Annotated in this window: 22 protein-coding genes and 1 tRNA gene; 9 read left to right on the top strand and 14 right to left on the bottom strand. The window is 53.3% G+C overall.

Features of this window, described 5'->3' with window-relative positions:
* Nucleotides 1–15: 15 nt before the first annotated feature.
* Nucleotides 16–501, top strand: a complete 486-nt coding sequence (locus tag J0L72_08080; protein MBN8690734.1) for a DinB family protein — start codon at nt 16–18, stop codon at nt 499–501.
* A 1-nt stretch (nt 502) separates the two neighbouring features.
* Here J0L72_08080 and J0L72_08075 read toward each other — a convergent pair whose 3' ends face one another.
* The 3 genes from J0L72_08075 to J0L72_08065 all read right to left on the bottom strand — a co-directional run bounded on the left by J0L72_08075 (nt 503) and on the right by J0L72_08065 (nt 2336).
* Entirely contained in the window at nt 503–1003 is a 501-nt protein-coding gene (locus J0L72_08075; GenBank protein ID MBN8690733.1) for an SRPBCC domain-containing protein, read from the bottom strand.
* Complete coding sequence (locus J0L72_08070; protein ID MBN8690732.1) at nt 1000–1335, bottom strand: winged helix-turn-helix transcriptional regulator; 336 nt, start codon at nt 1333–1335, stop codon at nt 1000–1002. Before J0L72_08070 ends, J0L72_08075 begins: the two co-directional genes overlap by 4 nt.
* Before the next feature lie 350 nt (nt 1336–1685).
* Entirely contained in the window at nt 1686–2336 is a 651-nt protein-coding gene (locus J0L72_08065) for a hypothetical protein (GenBank protein MBN8690731.1), read from the bottom strand.
* Nucleotides 2337–2471: 135 nt separating this feature from the next.
* On the opposite strand from J0L72_08065, the gene J0L72_08060 reads away from it, so the two are divergent.
* Nucleotides 2472–3068, top strand: a complete 597-nt coding sequence (locus J0L72_08060; protein MBN8690730.1) for a cytochrome P460 family protein — start codon at nt 2472–2474, stop codon at nt 3066–3068.
* 70 nt (nt 3069–3138) lie between these two features.
* Here J0L72_08060 and J0L72_08055 read toward each other — a convergent pair.
* A tRNA-Val gene (locus tag J0L72_08055) sits at nt 3139–3213 on the bottom strand.
* A gap of 50 nt (nt 3214–3263) precedes the next feature.
* On the opposite strand from J0L72_08055, the gene J0L72_08050 reads away from it, so the two are divergent.
* Together J0L72_08050 and J0L72_08045 are read left to right on the top strand one after the other, a co-directional pair.
* Nucleotides 3264–3950 (top strand): hypothetical protein, encoded by a 687-nt coding sequence (locus tag J0L72_08050; protein ID MBN8690729.1) that lies wholly within the window; start codon nt 3264–3266, stop codon nt 3948–3950.
* Between the two features lie 6 nt (nt 3951–3956).
* Nucleotides 3957–5015: a glycosyltransferase gene (locus J0L72_08045; protein ID MBN8690728.1), complete on the top strand. Its 1059-nt coding sequence runs from the start codon at nt 3957–3959 to the stop codon at nt 5013–5015.
* Here the strand turns inward: J0L72_08045 and J0L72_08040 are convergent.
* The 6 genes from J0L72_08040 to J0L72_08015 all read right to left on the bottom strand — a co-directional run bounded on the left by J0L72_08040 (nt 5012) and on the right by J0L72_08015 (nt 14213).
* Nucleotides 5012–5782: a PEP-CTERM sorting domain-containing protein gene (locus J0L72_08040; GenBank protein MBN8690727.1), complete on the bottom strand. Its 771-nt coding sequence runs from the start codon at nt 5780–5782 to the stop codon at nt 5012–5014. The genes J0L72_08045 and J0L72_08040 overlap by 4 nt on opposite strands.
* A 160-nt stretch (nt 5783–5942) precedes the next feature.
* Nucleotides 5943–6464: a signal peptidase II gene (gene lspA, locus J0L72_08035; protein ID MBN8690726.1), complete on the bottom strand. Its 522-nt coding sequence runs from the start codon at nt 6462–6464 to the stop codon at nt 5943–5945.
* Nucleotides 6458–9214: an isoleucine--tRNA ligase gene (gene ileS, locus J0L72_08030; protein MBN8690725.1), complete on the bottom strand. Its 2757-nt coding sequence runs from the start codon at nt 9212–9214 to the stop codon at nt 6458–6460. Before ileS ends, lspA begins: the two co-directional genes overlap by 7 nt.
* A gap of 30 nt (nt 9215–9244) precedes the next feature.
* Nucleotides 9245–10369 carry a CofH family radical SAM protein gene (locus tag J0L72_08025; GenBank protein ID MBN8690724.1) on the bottom strand — a complete coding sequence of 375 codons (1125 nt, stop codon included), beginning with the start codon at nt 10367–10369 and terminating at the stop codon, nt 9245–9247.
* Between the two features lie 89 nt (nt 10370–10458).
* Nucleotides 10459–12546: a M60 family metallopeptidase gene (locus J0L72_08020; GenBank protein ID MBN8690723.1), complete on the bottom strand. Its 2088-nt coding sequence runs from the start codon at nt 12544–12546 to the stop codon at nt 10459–10461.
* Nucleotides 12543–14213 carry a DUF5107 domain-containing protein gene (locus J0L72_08015; protein MBN8690722.1) on the bottom strand — a complete coding sequence of 557 codons (1671 nt, stop codon included), beginning with the start codon at nt 14211–14213 and terminating at the stop codon, nt 12543–12545. Before J0L72_08015 ends, J0L72_08020 begins: the two co-directional genes overlap by 4 nt.
* Before the next feature lie 79 nt (nt 14214–14292).
* Between J0L72_08015 and J0L72_08010 the strand changes: the two genes are divergently transcribed.
* From J0L72_08010 to J0L72_07995, 4 genes are all read left to right on the top strand, one after another.
* Nucleotides 14293–14727, top strand: coding sequence for a hypothetical protein (locus J0L72_08010; GenBank protein ID MBN8690721.1), 435 nt, complete (start codon nt 14293–14295; stop codon nt 14725–14727).
* Nucleotides 14728–14797: 70 nt separating this feature from the next.
* On the top strand, nt 14798–16456 hold the full coding sequence (locus J0L72_08005; GenBank protein ID MBN8690720.1) for a protein kinase: 1659 nt from the start codon (nt 14798–14800) through the stop codon (nt 16454–16456).
* An 8-nt stretch (nt 16457–16464) separates the two neighbouring features.
* Nucleotides 16465–16944 carry a pantetheine-phosphate adenylyltransferase gene (gene coaD, locus J0L72_08000; protein ID MBN8690719.1) on the top strand — a complete coding sequence of 160 codons (480 nt, stop codon included), beginning with the start codon at nt 16465–16467 and terminating at the stop codon, nt 16942–16944.
* 88 nt (nt 16945–17032) lie between these two features.
* Complete coding sequence (locus J0L72_07995) at nt 17033–17590, top strand: hypothetical protein (GenBank protein ID MBN8690718.1); 558 nt, start codon at nt 17033–17035, stop codon at nt 17588–17590.
* 71 nt (nt 17591–17661) lie between these two features.
* Here J0L72_07995 and J0L72_07990 read toward each other — a convergent pair whose 3' ends face one another.
* Genes J0L72_07990 through J0L72_07975 form a run of 4 tightly spaced genes read right to left on the bottom strand, consistent with a single transcriptional unit; the run spans nt 17662 to nt 19015 of the window.
* Complete coding sequence (locus J0L72_07990; GenBank protein ID MBN8690717.1) at nt 17662–17871, bottom strand: hypothetical protein; 210 nt, start codon at nt 17869–17871, stop codon at nt 17662–17664.
* Nucleotides 17864–18217: a hypothetical protein gene (locus J0L72_07985; GenBank protein MBN8690716.1), complete on the bottom strand. Its 354-nt coding sequence runs from the start codon at nt 18215–18217 to the stop codon at nt 17864–17866. Before J0L72_07985 ends, J0L72_07990 begins: the two co-directional genes overlap by 8 nt.
* Before the next feature lie 41 nt (nt 18218–18258).
* Entirely contained in the window at nt 18259–18450 is a 192-nt protein-coding gene (locus J0L72_07980; protein MBN8690715.1) for a putative motility protein, read from the bottom strand.
* Between the two features lie 37 nt (nt 18451–18487).
* Entirely contained in the window at nt 18488–19015 is a 528-nt protein-coding gene (locus J0L72_07975) for a sigma-70 family RNA polymerase sigma factor (protein MBN8690714.1), read from the bottom strand.
* 205 nt (nt 19016–19220) lie between these two features.
* On the opposite strand from J0L72_07975, the gene J0L72_07970 reads away from it, so the two are divergent.
* Nucleotides 19221–19586 carry a hypothetical protein gene (locus J0L72_07970; protein MBN8690713.1) on the top strand — a complete coding sequence of 122 codons (366 nt, stop codon included), beginning with the start codon at nt 19221–19223 and terminating at the stop codon, nt 19584–19586.
* The last annotated feature ends 32 nt before the right edge of the window (nt 19587–19618 follow it).

Below are 19618 nucleotides of genomic sequence, written 5' to 3'. Positions count from 1 at the left end.
AGCTAAACTCGGCAAATGTCCAGCCCCGAATCCGCCTCCGCTCAACTGATCCAGGTCACCGATCGGCTATTAAACTTACTTGAGAGGACGCCAGATGACCGGCTCACATTTCGCCCTAGCGAGACTTCGCGGTCGATTTTGGAGATCGTCGCGCATTGTAGCGAGGCGATGGTCAATATTCTCTCGCAGATGAAAGGGACGCCATTCCACATCCCAACGAGCAAAGAGGCGGACGCCGTTTTTCGGGTGAACAACCGTACGACACTATCACGTGAGCAAGCGGTCAGTGACCTCTTGAGTGCACGGCAAGCAATTCTCGATTACTATGCCTGCGTTACTGAGTCTGAGCTCGACAAGATCGTGGCTCTGCCTTTCGGGCTCGGAGATGTGCCGGCGAGGGCGTTCCTAGACGCCCCGCACCTTCACACTACAGGTCACGTCAGCCAAATCGAATATATCCAGACGATTTTTGGCGATCACGACTGGCACATGGGATTCTAGATCACGACGCTTGGATGCTCTGAAGGTAAGCATCGAACTTGTCCATAGTGCCACCCCAGCCTTGAGTCATACTCTCTCGGCCATCATCAAACGTTTTGAGCGCGACCGGATTTGAGCCGATAGCCGACCATTCAATTCGAACCCGAGTGCCTCCATCTACTTCCGTAAATGAGGTCTTGGAGAGAGTTTCGAGCGGCCAATCTGGAGCCATCGGATGCACAACAATCCCGCAACCTTCGTCCGAGAACGAAACGTGATTCACAATCCGCTTTTGATCTTCGATCTCTCTGAATATCCATCGGCCCCAAAATGCTCCCCCATCCGGCGTCAACAGTTCGTAATGATAGAATCCACCTTCGCGAAAGTCCATCGTGTTTCGACCAGGCGTGATTCCTTGCGGTGCAAACCACTTGGCCAGATGATCAGCCTGAGTCAATGCGGCCCAAACGAGGGACAGAGGTGCTTTAAATGTGCGTTCGAGCACAAACGGTTCGTATTTCATGATTGTTCTCCAGATTGAATTGAATCGAGATAGGCATCCAAGCGGTCGAAGCTCGCTTCCCAATACTGCCGATACTGTTCGACCCAGCTATTCGCTTCGGCCAGAGGCGCAGCGTTGAGCTGGCGTGGCCTAGTCTGACCTTTCCGGTCAGTCTCCACAAGCCCAGCCCGCTCCAGCACCTTGAGATGCTTGATCACCGCCGGTTCCGTGATGTCAAACGGCTTGGCGATCTCGCCCACAGGAAGCGGACCGAGGGCCAACGCAGCCAAGATCGCTCGCCGAGTCGGATCGGCCAACGCCGAGAAGATGAGGCTCAGTTTGTCGGATGCCATAGATTACCATTTGATTATATAACTATTTAGTATTCTTTTGTCAAGCTGCAAGATGGATTTTGATGAAAAAATGAAATTTCAGGTTCAAACTAATCGAAAATCGGGACGCGACCGGATTCCATTGGAATCAAAAGTTTGATGAAGATCTGAGATCCAACACCCGCTGCTTGAAAATCCCAGAACTTGACGCACCTACAATCCGCAATGCCGTCTATACGAACTGCCACCAGTAGCACCGACCGCCCCCCAACCACCCCAGACTCGACGCACCGAGGCGGAGCGGAGGAGCGAAGCGACCTCCGCGAGGGCGTGGCCTCGGGGAGGTGCGTCGAGAAACATTTCAAAAAATGTTACTTTTGAACCCAGACATCTGCGCGATGAATGGAAGAGCTCCCCGATCGATAGAATTCTCTCCGGAGCGGCATGCCCACATCATCCAACCATACGATCAAGGTCAGAGTGGGTGAGCTCCGCTGGACTTTGTGCGTGTTGACCGAAGTGGCACCAAAGGTCAGTTCGCTATCTCCCAGATAGGTGACGACCTCCGATTCATAGCCAAACATTGGGACGAACCGATTGCGCTCGACCTTATCGCCTGTTTTCGGAGCAACCAAGCTCCACCACCACAGGGAAGCATCTCCGACGGCGCCAGCCGACAGTTTTGTCGCGCGCCACCCACCCTCAATGGCCTCGCCCTCGTATTCTTCCGCGCGCCACTGTGCCACTCCATCGACAATCTTTGTGCTCCACAGAGAGTTGTTACCCTTGGGCTTGACCCACTTGAACGAGTGCTGCAACAACACCGAAGCATCGCTTTGTACCAGCGTTTCTGTCCAGGTGTCGTTCTTCCCCCAATTGTCATGGATCACATAGCTCATTTCGCCATAAGGCTTAATCGTGCGAGTAATGGTTGTGGTGCCTTGGGTATCGAGAATTCCGTTGACTTTGAGGGTTCGGACTTCGGTGTTATCAACGGCTCCAAGAAGAAGTGTGGTGAGCATCGTTTCATTATGACGACCACAAACCAGGACGGTTTCTAGCCCAATTCTGCAATTTCGAGTAACAGCATGGCAAGTGCAATCGTACACTGCAAGTGAACCCGGTCTTAGCATCGGTTCATTCGAAGCAATTCAGAAATGACTCAGAAACTTTTTTTGTGGAGATTGCTGGTGCTTACGGCACCTCTGGCATTGGCGGGCTGCATAGCAGTGCGTACCAGTTCCGGTTCGGTATCAGCGCCAAAGCATCTCAACCAAATTGAAGGTTATCGGGAATGGACTCTAGTGACCAAAGTGCCGCAAGATATGTCGCCTGCAGTCGCCATGCTATGCAAAGGTCCGGATTCAGCGCAACTTGGCGATAACCCACATCTTCCAAAGGTTTTCCGCGTATTCGTCAATCCAATTGGCACCCAGGCAATGTTGTCAAAACAGCCAGTGGAATTCCCAGACGGAACGATCATCGTTAAGGAGAAGTTCGATCGAAGCTCCTTACAAAATAATGTCAATTCCGTGCAAGGTTCTGCTGCTGAAGCGATCAGAACAGCAACTCCGATCCTGATGACCGTAATGGTCAAGAACCAAGGCACTTGGAGTTACCACATCACGAACGCCGATAGGTCTTTCCAAAAATCTAATTCGAAAACTTGTATCAACTGCCACGATAAAGTCAAATCACAGGACTATGTGTTCAAGCCCTACGTGGCACCATACGATTCCATTGATAAAAATTGAACCAGCCTGGCTTACCAATTGACAGTGAATGAGAGTCGTATTGGCTGCACCAAAGGCTTTGAAGAAAGAATGGTGGTCGATACAGGACTTGAACCTGTGACCCCTACAGTGTCATTGTAGTGCTCTACCACTGAGCTAATCGACCAAAGGAACCTGATTATACCAATTTTGAAGACGTCGTGCTAGCATAACCGTATGATTACAGCAATTTCCGCCGCTGTCCTTTTGACACAGCAAAAACCAGCAGCCCCTCCAATCGAGATGAAGGAACTCCAGCTCGTGTTGCTAGAACGACCGTCGAACCTGGCGCCAATGTCGCCAGATGCAGCAGGACAACTCCAAAAGGAGCATCTTGGTTTTCTTGAAAATCTGTATCAAACAAGGAGGGCCCTGGCCGTCGGTCCGCTGGAAGACAAGAAGGTTGCCGGAATCGTGATCATGGACGTAGGCACGCCTGATAAAGCAAAATCGATCCTTGCGAACGAGCCTACGATCAAGGCGGGCAGGCTCAAACCGGTCGTACTCCGGTGGTACGCCGCGGCCAATTACTTCGCAAAGGGCCCCAAGTTTCTGGACCTCGAACCGCTGTGGTTTGGTCTTCTGAGCCGAACGTACACCACGTTTCAGATGAGCAAAGAGGAGTCAGATGCCTTGGGAACGGGGCACATGGCGAACATCAATCGGATGGCTGATATGGGGATTCTCAAGATCGCTGGGCCTTTCGTGAGCGAAGGCAAGCTCCGAGGCGTTTTTGTCTTTAACTGCGACCAAGAAACCGTACTCAAGGAGACCGCGCAAGATCCGACGATCAGTAAGGGCGTGCTCAAGCTCACGCTGTACCGTTGGTACACAGCTAAGGGCACCTTCATTGTTCCAAAATAGCGGTTGATGGTCATCGCGCTCACCTGCCTGTACGGCTTCTTCTTGCTGATTGCCATCTGCAATGCTATTGGTCTTCGGCGGCCGCCCAGCATCTGTGAGCAACCATTCGAAGCTGCTGTCTGCATTCCAGCGCGCAACGAGGAAGAAAACCTCGCCCGGCTGGTCCCCGTTCTTGTACAGCAAGGGGCGCGCGTCTACGTTTTCGATGACGAAAGCACCGATCAAACCGCCACTGCAGCAGCAAAAGCAGGCGCGATTGTCATCCGTGCTTCGGAGCCATTGCCCTCAGGATGGACCGGAAAGAATCGCGCATGCCACGAACTTGCAAAAGTGGTCGCCGAGGACTTCCGAGGCGAGTACATGGTCTTCTTGGATGCGGATACCTATCCCGCCAAGGATTTCTTGAACCGCTTGGGTGCCGTCGTTCGCGCTGGCCGTGCGCCAGTAACGACCGGTTTCCCGCACATGCTTCCAGGTTACGGTCTAGAGCCAGTGTATCTAGGATGGGTGCCGTGGATTCTTGCCTCAAGCAACCCGTTTTTCATTGTGAGGCTCACGGGAAAAGGCCACGGCAGATTCACCAACGGCCAGATTCAAGTCTGGAAAACGAGCACCTACTTTGAAGTGATGCCGCATGAAACGCTCAAGGACGCCGTGCTCGAAGACGTCCTCATCGGTCGATTGCTAGCAAAGCAGGGAATCCGAGTCGAGGTCGCCAATCTCTCTTCGATTCTTGGTGTGAAGATGTACGCCAACCTAAAAGAAGCGGTCGATGGCATGAGCAAGAACACATGCTTTATCACCGGTAGCGACATAGGAACCGCCTTACTAGGCTTATTCTTCTTTGGGCTGTCGCTCGCATGGCTTTTGGCGGGCTCGATGGCGTGGCTTCCCTATTCTCTTTTGGTGATCAGCAAGCTCGCGGTCGACCGAGTGGGTCGCAGCCCACTTTGGACGGCGCCATTGATGCCACTGACTCTCCTCATGGCTGGCTACACCTGCTTCCGGTCACTAAGTTGGAAGCGTTCCGGACGCATTCAATGGAAAGGTCGTACCTATTCCTAGCGCTTTCGTCGCTTCAACAACCCGACGATACCAAGAGCAATTGCGCCAATCGTGCCAGGTTCTGGTACCGACTGTATCGCCATCGCGTTCGCGTCGCGGTGCGGTCCCGAGCTGATTAATGTTGTTGCCGCAGTAGTGGTGTTCACGGTGTAGAAATCCCTGTGGAACCAGCTCATCGCGATCAGATTTCCGCTCGCATCAAAGTCGATGTCTGAAACATAGCTAAACGCGTCCGAAATGGTGACATTCCCGATCAAGCTCGCAGTGCTGAGGGTGGTATCCACCTGAATCAGCTTGTCGTTGTTCAGCCCATTGTGCCCCGAAAGGAACACTGCGCCATCGGTCGGGCGGTAGGCTACGCCTTCAATACTGAGAGCAGCCAATGCCGGAAACACCCACGAAGCGGTGATTGAACTTGAACTCAAATCAAAGAAGAATAGCGTTTGGTTCGCGTTGCTAAAACCAAACAGACCACCCACTCCGTAATCGAGGTCGCCGATTTGAGTAAATCCAGTCGAACCCATCGGAATCGGCGGTCCGGTCACATTCCAAAGGTTTCCAGTCGGGTCGGCCGCAATCAGCTTGTTGGTTGGCGTGATCGCCAGACTGTACGGCGGGAACGGAGTGGTTGAAAATGGCAGTTCAGCGTTAGTGGCCACGTCCACGTTGTCGATGGTCCAGGTCGCCTTAGCAACGAATGCGAAGGGCGAGGCGCCACTGATCGCCGCCAGTCCCAATGCAGCTAAAGTCCAAATTCCCTTGTTCATTGCACATTAATGTACAGCAGGAACTCGCGGAATGGAATGAAATGGCGGTCAAATCCCGGCTTTCTTACGGGCAACGCGCTTTCGGACCCAATCCACAACGACCGGAGCCAATACGAGCGCCAATTGCAGAATCAGTTTTCGATTTTTCATCAATCCGGATTTACGCCGGAGGAATCGAATCTGTTTGAGGGACCTGGGACTCGGGTCGCCGCGCCTCGTTCTCGCGAATACTCAAGACCGCAAGAAGAACGGCGCTCACCGTGATGCAGGCATCTGCGAGATTGAATACAGGGAAATTGATTAGCCGAAACCAGAACATGTCGGTGACTTTGCCCATCCAAACTCGGTCGATGAGGTTCCCCACTGCTCCAGCTGCGAGCATCCCAATTGTGAAATGCATCAGCTTCTTGCTCGGGTCAATCCGAGATGCATGCCATGCCGCATAGCCCGCGATCAAAATCGCAATCGGTGCAAACACCACTCCGAAGCCTTGGAACAAACCAAACGCGATTCCGTGGTTATAGGCCAGTTTGAGTTCAAAAACGTTTGGCCAGAGCGCGTTGAACACGTGCCCTTCGCCGAACGCAGTGTTGCGCGACCACGCCTTGATGAGCTGATCTAACACGACAAATCCGACGAATACGGAGAGAAAGACCGTCGGGAAGCGGCGCGAACCTACCATCCCACCACCGCGCGATCTCGCGCCGACAGCAGGTGACCGTTCACCTCTGCAACGTCAGGTCGATAGAGCTTGCACCGCTCGCACTGCGCATAAGGCGAGGCGCTAAACGCAAACGACTGATTGCCCACATGAAGCTGCAACCAGCTGAACTTGAACAGGTTGGCAAGCTCGCTCGGGTCAAAACTGCGCAGGAAGGCAATATTCTCCTCGGAATCCGTGATGTCGACCAGAACTTGCTGGTTGTTCTTGATCTCGCTCGACTTTTTCCACTCTTCGTAAAGAGCGAACACAGATGCGCGATATTCGATCAGTCGAGCGTATCGAACTTGCAGATCGGAAGCCTCGATCTGAGCCAATCGCTCTTCGGATGGCAGTTCAAAAAGATCGACATGGACCGAATCCAGCTTTGCGCCTGGAAGCCGCAAAAAGGTTTCTTCACTCGTGAATGGCAAGATTGGCGCAGCCAACAAGATCAACTTTCGAAGTACCTGATAGCACGCCCATTGACCGCTACGCCGCGTTGCTGAATCCGCCGCGTCGCAATACATCCGGTCTTTGATCGCATCCAGGTAGAACGCGGAGATCTTCTTCGCACAGAAGTCGGCGATGGCCGTCAGCGCCTTTCGGAACTCGTAGGACTTGTACGATTCCACGACATCTACAGCCAGCAATTCGGTCTGTTCGATGATCCATTCATCGAGCTCAAGCAACTCGGGCGCGTTAGTCGGATCAAAGTCATACAGATTGCCTAGAAGGAACCTTAGCGTGTTTCGGATCGACCGATAGCCCTCTCCTGCCGCCGCGAGCAAAGTTGGACCGCAACCGACATCTTCTGTGTAATCAACGCTGGCCACCCAGTACCGGAGTACGTCGGCGCCCAATGAATCGCAAACTTCGACCGGATCGATGACGTTTCCGAGTCGTTTGCTCATTTTTTGGCCCTTTTCATCGTTTACAAAGCCGTGCGTCACGACTTCGCGGTACGGCGCTTCGCCCTTCAGAGCGGTGCCGATGATCATGCTGACGTTGAACCAACCGCGGTGCTGATCGCTGCCTTCCAGATACAGGTCGGCGGGCCATCGCTCCTTCCATTCAGGATAGACGTCACCTTCCAAGACAGCAAGACTTGATGATCCACTGTCGAACCAAACGTCAAAAACGTCCACTTCCTTTCGGAATTCGGTTTCGCCAGTCACAGGATGCTTGTACCCTTGAGGCAAGATCTCGGATGGTGGGGTGGTGTACCAGGCATCCGAACCTTTCGACTCGACGAGTTTAGCCACCGCTTCGATCGCTGCTGGGTCCAAAACAGGTGCGCCAGATTCTGCGCCGTAGAAAACCGGTATGCCTACGCCCCAAGGCCTTTGGCGGCTGATGCACCAATCCGGTCGACCGCCGATCATCGCGCTGATCCGGCCCTTTGCCGAATCTGGATGCCAATCGACGGAGTCGATCTGCTCCATCATCTTCTTCCGAAGATCGTTGTCTTCCATGCTAACAAACCATTGCTCGGTTGCGCGGAAGATCACGGGCTTACCATCCCGCTCGGCGTGCGGATAGCTGTGCGAATAGTCATCGGATTTGAGCAGATTTCCAACTTCGGCAAGCCGATCGACGACCACCTTATCGCAATCTTTGTAGCTCACGCCTTCAAACTCGCCCGCTTCGCTAGTGAGAACCCCGCGCTCATCCACCGGACAGAGCACAGGCAGTCCGTACTTTGCGCCAGTGATGAAGTCCTCGCGGCCGTGACCAGGAGCGGTGTGAACGACGCCAGTTCCATCTTCGGTCGTGACGTACATCGCCATCATCGCTAGCGAGTCGCGATCAAAGATCGGATGCTTGAACGTGGAGTACTCAAACGATGCCCCGAGCAAGGTCCGAACAATCTCGGCATCCTGCATGCCGAGCTGGGTGGTGACGGATTCGTAAAGGTCCTTTTGCACGACGTAGTGCGCGTCTCCAGATTTGAAGATCACGTACTCAAGGCTTGGGTGGAACGCCACGCCGAGATTGGCCGGGATCGTCCATGGCGTGGTCGTCCAGATGATGCAAAAAACATTTTCAAGTCCTTCGGACCAACCATTCTTATCTTCTCGCAGGGGGAATCGAACGAAGATCGACTTGCTCGTGTGGTCTTGATAAACAATTTCGGTGTCGGCCAAGGCGGTCCTGCTTGTTGGCGACCACATCACTGGCTTCAGTCCGCGATAGACTTGATTCGCTTCCACCAACCGCTTGAAAACACGAACGATTGCCGCTTCGAACCGAAAGTCCATTGTTCGATACGGCTTGTCCCACATCGCAAAAGTGCCCAATCTCTTGAATTGCTGCGTCTGCAATTCGATGTATTTGGCAGCATGATCTCTGCAGGCTTGACGCAGAGTTGGCAAATCTGGCGTGATCTTCTTCTCGTGAAAAGCCTTCATCACGGCTTGCTCAATCGGCAGGCCGTGGTTGTCAAATCCGGGCACTAACGGGACGCGATAACCCATCATTGTCCGGCTCTTGAACACAAAATCTTTGAGAATCTTGTTCATTCCGGTTCCGACGTGGATAGGTCCGTTGGTATAGGGTGGGCCGTCGTGGAAGACGAAAACCGGTGCATCCGCGCGAGCTTTTTGAATCGCGTTGTAGATTTCGGCGAGATCCCAGGACGCCAAAATCTCTGGCTCGCGCTTGGCGAGATCGGCCTTCATTGGGATTGTGAAGTCCGGATTAGGGAGATTTAGCGTACTTTTTAGGTCCATGGGAAGGAGAAAGTTTACCTTCCCACGTGTTTAGCGAACGGCTAACGGCCTCAAGTGCCTAGGTCCAGATTCCTGGACCGGCTCATCCCGAATGATCTCATTGTACAGCGAGTCACGTTCAACTGGGATTCGCCCCACTTCTTCGATCATCCGCTTCATGTTCTCGTGAGTGAGAACTTGCGACTTGTGGCCAAACTTGCCTGGTTCGTACGTAATCTCGTACTCGTGGACCATTCCATCGGCATCGTCCGCGCCGTACCAAAGCGCCATCTGGGTGATCGGCACCGAGTTCATGATCCAGAAACTCTTGATGTGATCAAAGTTGTCGAGCATCAATCGGCAGAGTGCGATGTTTCGCAAATCGGTGTCGCCAGTCATCGGCTTGATGTGCTCCAATTCTGTGGCTTCCGGATGGAAGCTAAGCGGAGTCATGGTCAGGAAGTGACCGGTTTCATCCTGCAATTCGCGGAGCTGGATCATGTGGTCCACGCGCTCTTCGAGGGTTTCCACCATGCCGTAGAGCATCGTGGCGTATTGCGGGAGGCCGAGCTTCGCTGCAACTCGAGCAACATCCTTCCACTCTTCGCCATTTAACTTCTTGCCAAACAGCTCTGAGTGCACCCGGTCGCTCAGAATTTCGATCCCACCACCGGGAAGAGATTGCAAACCCGCATCCATGAGGTCTCGAAGGGCTTGCTCTATCGAAACTTTGCCAATTTGTGCGATTTGAACGATCTCAACGGCAGTGAAAGCCTTGACGTGTACACCTTCGGGGCGAGAATTGGCCACCAATCGGACAAGATCGAGATAATAATCGTACTTCAGGCGAGGATTAATCCCACCGACCATGTGAATTTCGGTCAGTGGAGTATCTTTGTGCCAGTCCAATCGTCGTTGGACTTCCGCCATGTCCATTTCATATGGAGCTGGACCACCTTTTTTTGCATAGAAACTGCAGAACTTGCAGAATTTGTTGCAGATATTGGTGTAATTGATGTGCTGGTTGCGCACATAAAACGTCTTTGCGCCGTGGCGTCGCTCACGAACAAGGTTCGCCATGTATCCCAGACCGGTCAAATCCGGTGTGTGGAACAGCCGCATTCCATCCTCTTTGCTGAGGCGCTGGCCGGCGTCCACCTTTCGGTAGATGTCCATTAGGTCCGGACTTACGATCTTTTCGGGTGCAATCGCCACACCCCTATTATACAGTGTGAACTTTCACTCTTGTTTGAAAGTTCACGCAATTACATCCCTTTCGGCATCCAAACTGGCAGTTTTCCGATCTCTTGGAGCGTTTCTTTGCGCGTTGGGACCTTCCAGGCTTCAAAGAATGGTCGAAGATTTAGTCCGACATATTGGCTGAATGTGACCAGCCACAAGTCTCGCTTGTCCTGGTCTGTCTTCGGACGCCGCTCTTTGGGCATGGTCAGGTACTCGGCAAACACCGCCTTGTACGCTTCCCAGCCGAACTCGTTTTGAAGTTGGGCATACATCGTAAAAGCAAGGAACGGGTCATCCTTCCATTTCTCGAAAGTGCCTCCATTGGCAAACGCGCGATAAACCTTCAAGCAACTTTCTGGATCGAAAGTTCTGTCCGAAGGTCGCTTGCCGACGACAGTATCGAAGCTGTACAACGTGAACAGGTTGACGGTCACCTCGCCAGTTCCTTCAAAAGTCCAGTCGCCATTTTGATGGTTGTGGCCGATTTCGTGGAAATGCCCCCAACTTCCTTCCGCTTGGAGCTTCCTGGCGTCCACGACCATATCCCGGACATCCAGCCAAGTCATGATCGGATAACCGCTGTGCATGTACCCCGCGCTAATCTGGCGATCGGCGACATACCGCTCCTTGAATCCTCGGTTCTTGTTGATCGTCGCGAGATCGGCAGTGGCATCCGCGACTCGGTCCCAAAACAGGGCAACCGGACGTGGGTCGGCGACATTTCGGGCCGATTCCACCGGCACGGTGATCACCATCCGACGAGTTTCGATCTCGGCCCAAGGAGCCTTGGCGCGAACTCGCTTCTGCTCCCAATCGGTGTAGCTGGTCTTGCCTAGAACGTAATGCAGAGCCTCCACACCACCGGTGATTCGAACGGTCTGCCCACTCGTGCCAAGCGGTTTCTTGACATCGACGTAGATCAAGCCGCCGAACGGGCTGGAAATCTTCATGTTTGGAGCGTTCACCGGAGTGTTCTGAGAGACTTCTGGGAAGCGGGTCCATTTGTTGAGTCCCCAAAGAGCGTCGGTGTGACAACCAATCTGAATCGCTAGGGACTTGCCATCAGCTAGTTTAGAGCTGGTCTGAATCGTGATCACTTCGCCCGGAGCCGCGTACAATCCAGTGCTCTGCCATCGCTGGTTTGTTTCGTCAAGGACGACGGTTTTTGAAATTCTTTCGATCGTTCGATCCACCGATCCAGGGAAAGATGCCGCAAAAGGTGATGCACCCGTCATGTCGCCGGCCACGATTTGCTGGTGGTGTACCGCCACCAACGTTCTTTCGCGAGCCATCTTGCTCGTGAGCGGGCTCGCTTCAGTAATCTGGATGCCCTTCGGATCGCCAAGGGCCGCGATTTTCGGCTTGAGGTATGGATCGGTGCTTGGCAGGGCAGAAAGTAGAGCTAACGCGGCATTGCCTTCGCTCGGCGAGACTTGCTGCTTTTGCATCAACTTCCGCCAGGCAAAACCAGAATTGGCCGCTGCGATATCGGTGGGGAGAAACGTAAACTTGTTGCCAGCTTCCGGCTCGCAGAAGTTCCCTCCGAATCCGATCCCGTATGGACGCAAAACCAGATTTCCGTTGAACTCGGTTAGTCGCTTAGCTGGGTTCAGCATCTGCCATCCCCATCCCGTCGCGGCAGTGACAAGCCCGCCACCGCCAGCCAAATACTGCCGAATCTTCGGGATGTCCTGCGCGGTGATATCGTGTGCGTCGACGATCGTGACTGCACCCGGCACCGCCTTCCACGCCGACTGGGTTTGAACCGAAAATCCCGCAAAGGCGAGGTCTTTACCGATCGCGAGATTGCCTACAATGAACACTGTGGGATCTTCAGACCTTGCGCACCAACGCACTCCTTTGCTGAAGAAATCCTTAGCCTGGAGTTGATTCCAAGTTGAAAAGTAGCCGTTGTGCCCTAGCGCCAAAATCCTGGCCGGCCCATCAACTGCCGCCGCCACCGCGATGCCCGACTTGTCCGCGCCGATCACAAACCCAGATTCTGACCAAACCACCACATTCCCGGGCGAGCCAGTGACGGGAAAGCTGAGTGGAGCCGAAATGATTGGACTCGGAGCCGAGACTAATGCCGATAAGATCGCGGGGATCATTCACCCATTCTATCGCGCAAAATCTTTGTCAGTTTCTGCAATCTTTCTGAATTGACAAATTTCTCGGCAAGGTGTGTCACCGCAGAGATTTCTAATTCGCGATAGGGATATGGCGGCTCAATCGGCGTCGCTTCGAATTGGTTTACCACTTGAGCGACATCGACGTCCATTTTTCCTTGATTGGACATCAGATAGGCGTGAACATATCCGAGCAACGGTACAGATTTGTGCCTGGCAAGTTCGTCTAGCAGTCGGATCGCATCTCGCGTAAATCCTGCGCTGGCGTAGCGGCAAACGACTTCAAGCGCGATCATCGGGTCAGCCGCTATGACCGACATCAAGGGTGACGGCTCGGCAGAAACAGTAGGATTTGCCAAGAACGCCTCTGCTCTAAGAAGCGGTTCAAGCGGCGAGATGAAATGCGCGTTCATGAGCTCTGGTCGCTCCTCATCTCCTTCGGACACTTGCCGACGAACGGCAGCCTTCGCCCACCAGATCAGCGGATGATCTCCGGCGTAATTGAGAGCATCCTCCAAGTGAAAGTCGGCCTGCTGCCAGTCCTCACTCACCGCCTTCTCGCGAGAGAGGCAAAAGTGGGCGGCTGCTCGATTTGATGACTCTCTCGTCAACCAGAGTGCATGGCCAGGCAACGGACCCATTGGATTTGGGCGCAGCACCTTCGCTTCGGCTGGCTGTTCGGTGAGGTCCCCTTCGAGCAAAATCGCACCGGACTCAGATCGAATGACAACTCGGACGACGGTGCTTCCCAAACCTTCGAGATTTATCGCGCCGACCTCTGAGCTGCATAAGTTGATTTGGCTCTCCACGGTGCGGCCATCAGCCAGCCCAGCCAGCACCTTCGCCGAACCCAGATCGCTTGCCGACATCCAACGAAATTCAGAATCTCGGACGCCGCACTGAATCCCACCTTGCATCAAAGGTGAATTGCCAAGGGTCGAAATCGGGTGGATTCGATTGACGAATCGGTCTCTGGAGATTCCGGCAAGCTCTGTTCTGCGTGAAGCAAGGCCCGGTTCGACTGCATCAAAAGTGCCTTTTTCAAACTCTATGGCGACACCTCTGCCATTGGAAATGAGTGCAACTTGATCACTGCTATGCCTCATGCTGGCTCCGGAGAATCGCACTCCAGCTTCCAAACTTATCGACCGAACTTCTCGGTTGTTGATACAAGTTTCAACGGTCAAGAAAGGCTCTCCTGGGGACAACCGCACCCGAATTCCTGCATCCGTACCATTCCAGGGATTGATGGAGAAGAGCCTCAATTCGACAGGGTCGGACTCATTTTCAGGCTCAATTTCGTCAAAGAAGACCGGTGCGAGCCCATTTTGGATTGCTGCGAATTCGACCCCTGCGTCCAGTCGAGCACCACGAAATTCATCTTCTCTAGGAACCAGTGTTCCGGGGAGCTCTATGGCTGCCGCACCTGATCGCTTGTCAAACAGCCGAATCAGTCTTCCGCCGAGGTCAAGGCAAAAAGTGGCTTCAAGATATTCATTTGATAAGACGATCGTTCGAAATTCGACGGTGTCCGTTTGCCCGGTGATTCGAAGCGATGGCAACGGGTAGCAACGCCATTCCGACCCAAAACTGGCTTCAAGAATCCCAATCTCTATTGTCAAAGTGTCGTGGATCAGTTCGCAAGGCATCGTGATCTTGCAAGGGTACCTGCAGGTCAAAGGACCCTTTCGTCGGCCGAGCGCGTTATACTTCTTGAAGAGAAATCGAATGAAGGTCTTGACGCTACTTTTCAAATGGCTCGTCGTCCCTTTGGCGTTTGCTATGGTCGGCTACGTATTTATCGGCCCGCACATCGGACAGCCAACTCCAGCCGCGCTAAAGGCTCTTCAAGACAAGGTCTCGGGTAGCGCTCCAGAAGCCGCCGCAACCAGCGACGTGAAGCCTTCTGGCAATGAGCAGAACTTCGAAAAGCCATCCGTTACGACTGAAGTCACCCACGTGAACGGCCGCAAAGTCGATGAGAAATCCGCGAAAAGGACTACCGAGGAAAATGAGCCTGCGGTCACTGAAAATAACGGTGAAACGGAGACCACACCGACCGAAGGTGCTCCAGCAGAGGGTGAAGGAACCACTCGCGAACCAAGCACCGACCCTGATCCCGCCCCAAATACTCCTGAAACACTTCCAGACGGGCCACAGTAATTCTCTTGTAAGGAGAGTTTTTTCCGAAAATTTAGATGGGAATTGCGTCTAATTCCTACAAGGTTTTGTCATGAGCGCGAGCCCCAACACACATCTCGGAAAATATCAAATCATTCGAGAAATCGCGCGCTCGAACGACATCGTGTATGAGGGTTACGACCCGATCATGAATCGGCGCGTGGCGATCAAGGAACTCAATATCCCGAGTTCTAGCACTCCCCAACAGACCGAAGACCGCGTGCGCCGATTCGAGCGCGAAGTCAAAGCCGCAGGGTCATTGTCGCATCCTGGGATTGTCACAATTTTCGAGGTCGGAGTTGACTCGGGAAGGCACTTCATGGCGATGGAGTACCTGGACGGTCGGACCTTGCGCAACGAACTAGAATCGTGCGGTGTTCTGGAGCCGATTCGCGCGATCGAGATCATCATCGACGTGCTTGGCGCCTTGTCCTTTGCGCACCAAAATGGGGTTGTCCACCGAGACGTCAAGCCCGAGAACATCCAGCTCTTGTCTGACGGCAGGGTTAAGCTCACTGACTTTGGAATCGCCCGGCTGACGTTTGAACCGAACATCACGATGGATGGACAGGTTTTTGGTACGCCGAGCTACATGTCGCCAGAACAGGTCGTCGGCAAGGAGATCGATGCAAGGTCCGACCTGTTCAGCGTTGGTTCAGTGCTCTTTGAGATGCTCGCTGGCTACAAGGCGTTCCAGGGAGATAATGTCGTGGCGATCAGTATGGCGATCACCAGCAAGAGCCCGGATTATCCAGCCCATCTTCCCCACGTCCTCCAGCAGATTCTGGTCGCTGCTCTAGACAAAACTCCGTCGATGCGGATGTCGAGCGCTGCCCAGTTTATTGAAAGACTCAATGCTGCGCTCGAATTTCTACGATCTGGAGGAGTGGTCCAGCCCCAACTCGGTCACCAAAGTTACGGCGGTCATGTTTCACCAACTCCGCCACCGATCCAAGGGACACCCGCGTCCTACGGAACACCTGCGCCATACGGAACACCTGCGCCCTATCACCAACAGCCTTATACCTACGGCTCGGTGCCGTCCAACACGACAGGCTATCCAGGAATGAGCGGGCATCCGTTACCGATCTACGTTCCTGCGCCAAAGGTGCCGCTTTTCCAACCGGAAACCATCCAATCGATCAAGCGATTCTTTGTCATTCTCATCACGTCTGGACTGTTTTTGGGGCTGGTGGTGGTGTCGATTCAGGGCCTCGCGAAGGCGTACGACAAAAAGCAACAAGTCCGGCCACAACAATCAAGCGCGCAGACGAGGGATCTCGCGATCACCTACGAAGAGCAGGCTCGTTCAGCTCAACAAGCGGGGGATTACAAGCGCGCCGAAGAGAACTACCTTGAAGCGGTCCGACTGGACCCGACGAATCCAGCTTACGCCTCTGATCTCGGATTTTTGTTCCAGCTTCAGGCCGAGCGGGCTTCGAATTCGACTGACCGACTTGAGCTATGGCAACGATGCGGCGAATGGTACAGCAAAGCGGCGAAACTCGGCGAGCGCGAAGGTTCAGACTCTCGGGAGTGGCATGAAAGTGGGGCGATCGCCTATATCAATGCAAGCCAAGAATTCCAAGCCTCTGGGGACAGCAGGGGAGCACGCAATGCACTCTATAAGGCGCGAGACTTAACGACCACCGGATCGGAATTGGATTCGGTTGTGATCGAACGTCTCAAAGAACTCGAAAACGGGGGATAATGGTCCACATGCGCGTAGCCGTCTACCCTGGCTCGTTTGACCCGCCCACACTTGGTCACCTCGACATCATAGAGCGAGGCGAAAGATTGTTTGATCGACTAATCGTCGGAATCGGCGTCAACTCAAACAAGCGGATGTTCTTGGAATATGAGGAGCGCAAACGTGCGCTCGAAGCCTGCCTAGAGGGTCGGCCCAAAGTCGAAGTGCAGATTTTTCAAGGGTTGTTGGTGGACTTTTGCCGAGAGAACGGGGCCAACGCGATTATTCGAGGTTTGCGCGCAATCTCGGACTTCGACTACGAGTTCCAAATCTCCACCGCGAATCGAAAGCTCGCGCCAGAAATCGAAACGGTGATGTTCATGACTAAGTGGGATTACTCGTTTATCTCCTCTAGCGTAGTTCGAGAAGTCGCTCGTCTTGGTGGCGAATACCAGCAATTTGTACCGGGAAAAGTGTCGGAAATCATCGAAGCCAAGTTAAGGTCCTAGAAAAATCTGGCAGTAGTCGATTTCGAAGTGCCACAATGTAGATGAATGCCGTCCATATCGGTAAGGAGATTTTTGAAAGTTGGACATTTTGAGATTGCTTGAAGACCTTGAAGAACTGGCCGTAGAACGGCCAAAGTCGTTCGGCCCCATAGCGTGGGGGCTTAATCGCGACGAAATTCAGATGCAAATCTCGAAGGTGCGGGCCTCGCTCCCTGGCGAAGTCAAGCAAGCACAAATTCTCACTCGCGAAGCTGAGCGCCATGTTGTCGCTGCGCGCGAAGAAGCGGACAAGATTCAGGAAGGTGCCAAGCGAGAAGCCGAGCGCATGATCGCAGAAGCCAAAGCCGAAGCTGACCGAATCACCAAGGAATCGCAAGTTGCTCAAGAGCGAATGCTCGCCGAGAACGAAATCCTCAAGCTGGCCAAGGCGCAGGCAGATGAGATTCGATCGTCAGCCGATCGAGACGCCAGCCTGTTGCGCAGAGGATCGGAAGATTACAGCTTCCAAGTACTCACCCAACTGGAATCGGTGGTGAGCAAGGTCATGAACACGATCGATCGAGGCAAGGCGGAGATTCGTCCAACGATGGCTCCGGACTCGGCGGTCGTCCCTGCGAGAGATCGCGACCGAGTCAAGGTCAACTAAGAAGATAGGTCCAGAAACAAACAGTCCCCGCTGAATTCAGCGGGGACTGTTTTTTGCGTCAATCGACTGGATTAGTCGAGTTCAGGTTCTTCGTCGTCCTCTTCAGCCATCGGATCTTCGATCTTGGCTTCTTCCGCTCGGCTCGCAGATTGCTCGGCGTGCAACTGGGCGATCGTCTTCACCTGTCGCGATGGGCAGTTGGTACACACGAATTCAACGGTGACCGATTCCAACCAAGCCGGCACCTTTTCGATTGCTTTTCCGCAGCTACATTTAACCATTGTTGTTTTCTTCTTGAGTTGAATTCTCTGTCGCGTCGCCTGCCTCTGCTTGGAGCTTCTTCAGTAGCGAAGTCTCTTCCATGGCATCAGCCGATAACGGAGCTCCCGAAACCTGTTCGTTATAGAGCATTTCAGTGTTCTTGTGGCTCATGACGCCGTTGACGAACATCACGACTGCGCCAGCCAAATAGATTAGGGGCAAAAAGTTCTCGTCCGTCTGCCCTGGATCCCGGATGATATCTTGTCCGGCAATGAATCCGATAATCCCAACAAGCAATAAGATCCCGGCGATCCAAAAATATGTGTTCTTCCACCAACGCGGCACGGGAACGGACTTCTTGCTCACGACCCGGGATTGTACCCGAATAGCTTCAAAATTCGACGATTTTAGGCCCGAATGTCAATGATTTGCCCCTTGCCTTCAACAAGTTGGGTCAACTGGGCAGCTTGCTCTTTCTGGGTTTCGAGCATTTTCTTGAGCATGGAGACCTGCAATCGCGTGGTCGTCGCTTCCTTAGCGGCGTCCACATCCAACGCCTTAAGCGTCGCGGCGATATTCTGGCTATTCGATACGTTCATGCCCAATTGAGATTGTCGGGCAGGGCGGGGGAGAACTTTAGAATTCCAGGTGATTTAACCGGCCTCGTCGAAGAATGACTTCTTTGAGCAACCGGCGACCACGGTGAATTCGGCTTCGAACAGTGCCAATCGTCGTGCTCTGCGCCTCGGCAATCTCGTGATAGCTCAACTGCTCGATATCGCAAAGGTAAATCGCGTCTCGATAAATCTCGGGGAGCTCGGTCAGGGCATCGTGAACTTCGCCCGCGAAATCCAGCGATTCCAGATCCTTCTGCAGGTCAATCTTGCCGTCAGGAATATTGACTTCTTGCGGCGAACCGTCTGGAGCAACAAACGCCTGATTTAAGCTCTCTGCCTTCCGGATCGGGTTATCGCGCCGACGATTATCAAGGTAGGCGCGCTGCATGATGCGCAACAGCCAGTTCAAAAACGGTCGGCCATCGACATAAGTGTCGTATCGGCGCCATGCCTTGACGTAGGTTTCTTGTACCAAATCTTCGGCATCGTTCGGATTTCGAGTCAATTGGAGTGCCATTGAGTAGGCTCGGCGACGAGTTTCTTTCATTCGACGTTCGAACTCATCGGATGGCGCTAAAAGGGGTAGCCGATCTTCTGAAATTTCTGTAACCATCTCCATTGTTGACTCCTAAGTATAGATTCGCTATCGCTGTAGTTTACAACGCAACTAATCCAGGAATGGTTCCTGACAATTTTTTGTTAATCATGAACGTCTGTACCTCAGGTGCAAGCACCATCATATTGGTTTTATCATGAAATTTGTTCTGGTCACGAAAGAGAAGGAGATCATTTTGGCTGCTGAGAAGGCTTACGGGACGCACTATCAACTGAAAGTCCATGACCATTGGGGGCCGGCGCTAGAGGATGCATCCGATGCGGATTTGATGTTCGTCGATCTCATCGCCACCCTCACCGAACCTGGAAAGATCAAAGGTTACGAAGATTTCGCGGAGGCAAAAATGTCTCATGAAAAGTCATGCGGGACTCCGCTCGTTGTGTTTGCGCCGCCTGCAGATTACGAATTGGACTCCATGGTCGGTTATCCCAACTTCCTATTCGCCATGGTTCGGCGTCCGATCACCGACCGATTCTTCCGGCAAGCCAGCGGCTGGGTGTGATCGCGCAGAATTTCTGCGTAGAATAGATCGCC

The organism is Armatimonadota bacterium (assembly GCA_017303935.1).
Lineage (GTDB): Bacteria > Armatimonadota > Fimbriimonadia > Fimbriimonadales > Fimbriimonadaceae > JAFLBD01.
Note: the sequence above shows the minus strand (reverse complement) of the source record. Positions and strands in the feature narration are given on the sequence as shown.

Bases quoted from the DNA above. Each gene is read 5' to 3' on its own strand.
- J0L72_08080 (MBN8690734.1), top strand. From the start codon at position 16: ATGTCCAGCCCCGAATCCGCCTCCGCTCAACTGATCCAGGTCACCGAT.
- J0L72_08075 (MBN8690733.1), bottom strand. From the start codon at position 1,003: ATGAAATACGAACCGTTTGTGCTCGAACGCACATTTAAAGCACCTCTG.
- J0L72_08070 (MBN8690732.1), bottom strand. From the start codon at position 1,335: ATGGCATCCGACAAACTGAGCCTCATCTTCTCGGCGTTGGCCGATCCG.
- J0L72_08065 (MBN8690731.1), bottom strand. From the start codon at position 2,336: ATGCTCACCACACTTCTTCTTGGAGCCGTTGATAACACCGAAGTCCGA.
- J0L72_08060 (MBN8690730.1), top strand. From the start codon at position 2,472: ATGACTCAGAAACTTTTTTTGTGGAGATTGCTGGTGCTTACGGCACCT.
- J0L72_08050 (MBN8690729.1), top strand. From the start codon at position 3,264: ATGATTACAGCAATTTCCGCCGCTGTCCTTTTGACACAGCAAAAACCA.
- J0L72_08045 (MBN8690728.1), top strand. From the start codon at position 3,957: ATGGTCATCGCGCTCACCTGCCTGTACGGCTTCTTCTTGCTGATTGCC.
- J0L72_08040 (MBN8690727.1), bottom strand. From the start codon at position 5,782: ATGAACAAGGGAATTTGGACTTTAGCTGCATTGGGACTGGCGGCGATC.
- lspA (MBN8690726.1), bottom strand. From the start codon at position 6,464: ATGGTAGGTTCGCGCCGCTTCCCGACGGTCTTTCTCTCCGTATTCGTC.
- ileS (MBN8690725.1), bottom strand. From the start codon at position 9,214: ATGGACCTAAAAAGTACGCTAAATCTCCCTAATCCGGACTTCACAATC.
- J0L72_08025 (MBN8690724.1), bottom strand. From the start codon at position 10,369: ATGGACATCTACCGAAAGGTGGACGCCGGCCAGCGCCTCAGCAAAGAG.
- J0L72_08020 (MBN8690723.1), bottom strand. From the start codon at position 12,546: ATGATCCCCGCGATCTTATCGGCATTAGTCTCGGCTCCGAGTCCAATC.
- J0L72_08015 (MBN8690722.1), bottom strand. From the start codon at position 14,213: ATGCCTTGCGAACTGATCCACGACACTTTGACAATAGAGATTGGGATT.
- J0L72_08010 (MBN8690721.1), top strand. From the start codon at position 14,293: ATGAAGGTCTTGACGCTACTTTTCAAATGGCTCGTCGTCCCTTTGGCG.
- J0L72_08005 (MBN8690720.1), top strand. From the start codon at position 14,798: ATGAGCGCGAGCCCCAACACACATCTCGGAAAATATCAAATCATTCGA.
- coaD (MBN8690719.1), top strand. From the start codon at position 16,465: ATGCGCGTAGCCGTCTACCCTGGCTCGTTTGACCCGCCCACACTTGGT.
- J0L72_07990 (MBN8690717.1), bottom strand. From the start codon at position 17,871: ATGGTTAAATGTAGCTGCGGAAAAGCAATCGAAAAGGTGCCGGCTTGG.
- J0L72_07980 (MBN8690715.1), bottom strand. From the start codon at position 18,450: ATGAACGTATCGAATAGCCAGAATATCGCCGCGACGCTTAAGGCGTTG.
- J0L72_07975 (MBN8690714.1), bottom strand. From the start codon at position 19,015: ATGAAAGAAACTCGTCGCCGAGCCTACTCAATGGCACTCCAATTGACT.
- J0L72_07970 (MBN8690713.1), top strand. From the start codon at position 19,221: ATGAAATTTGTTCTGGTCACGAAAGAGAAGGAGATCATTTTGGCTGCT.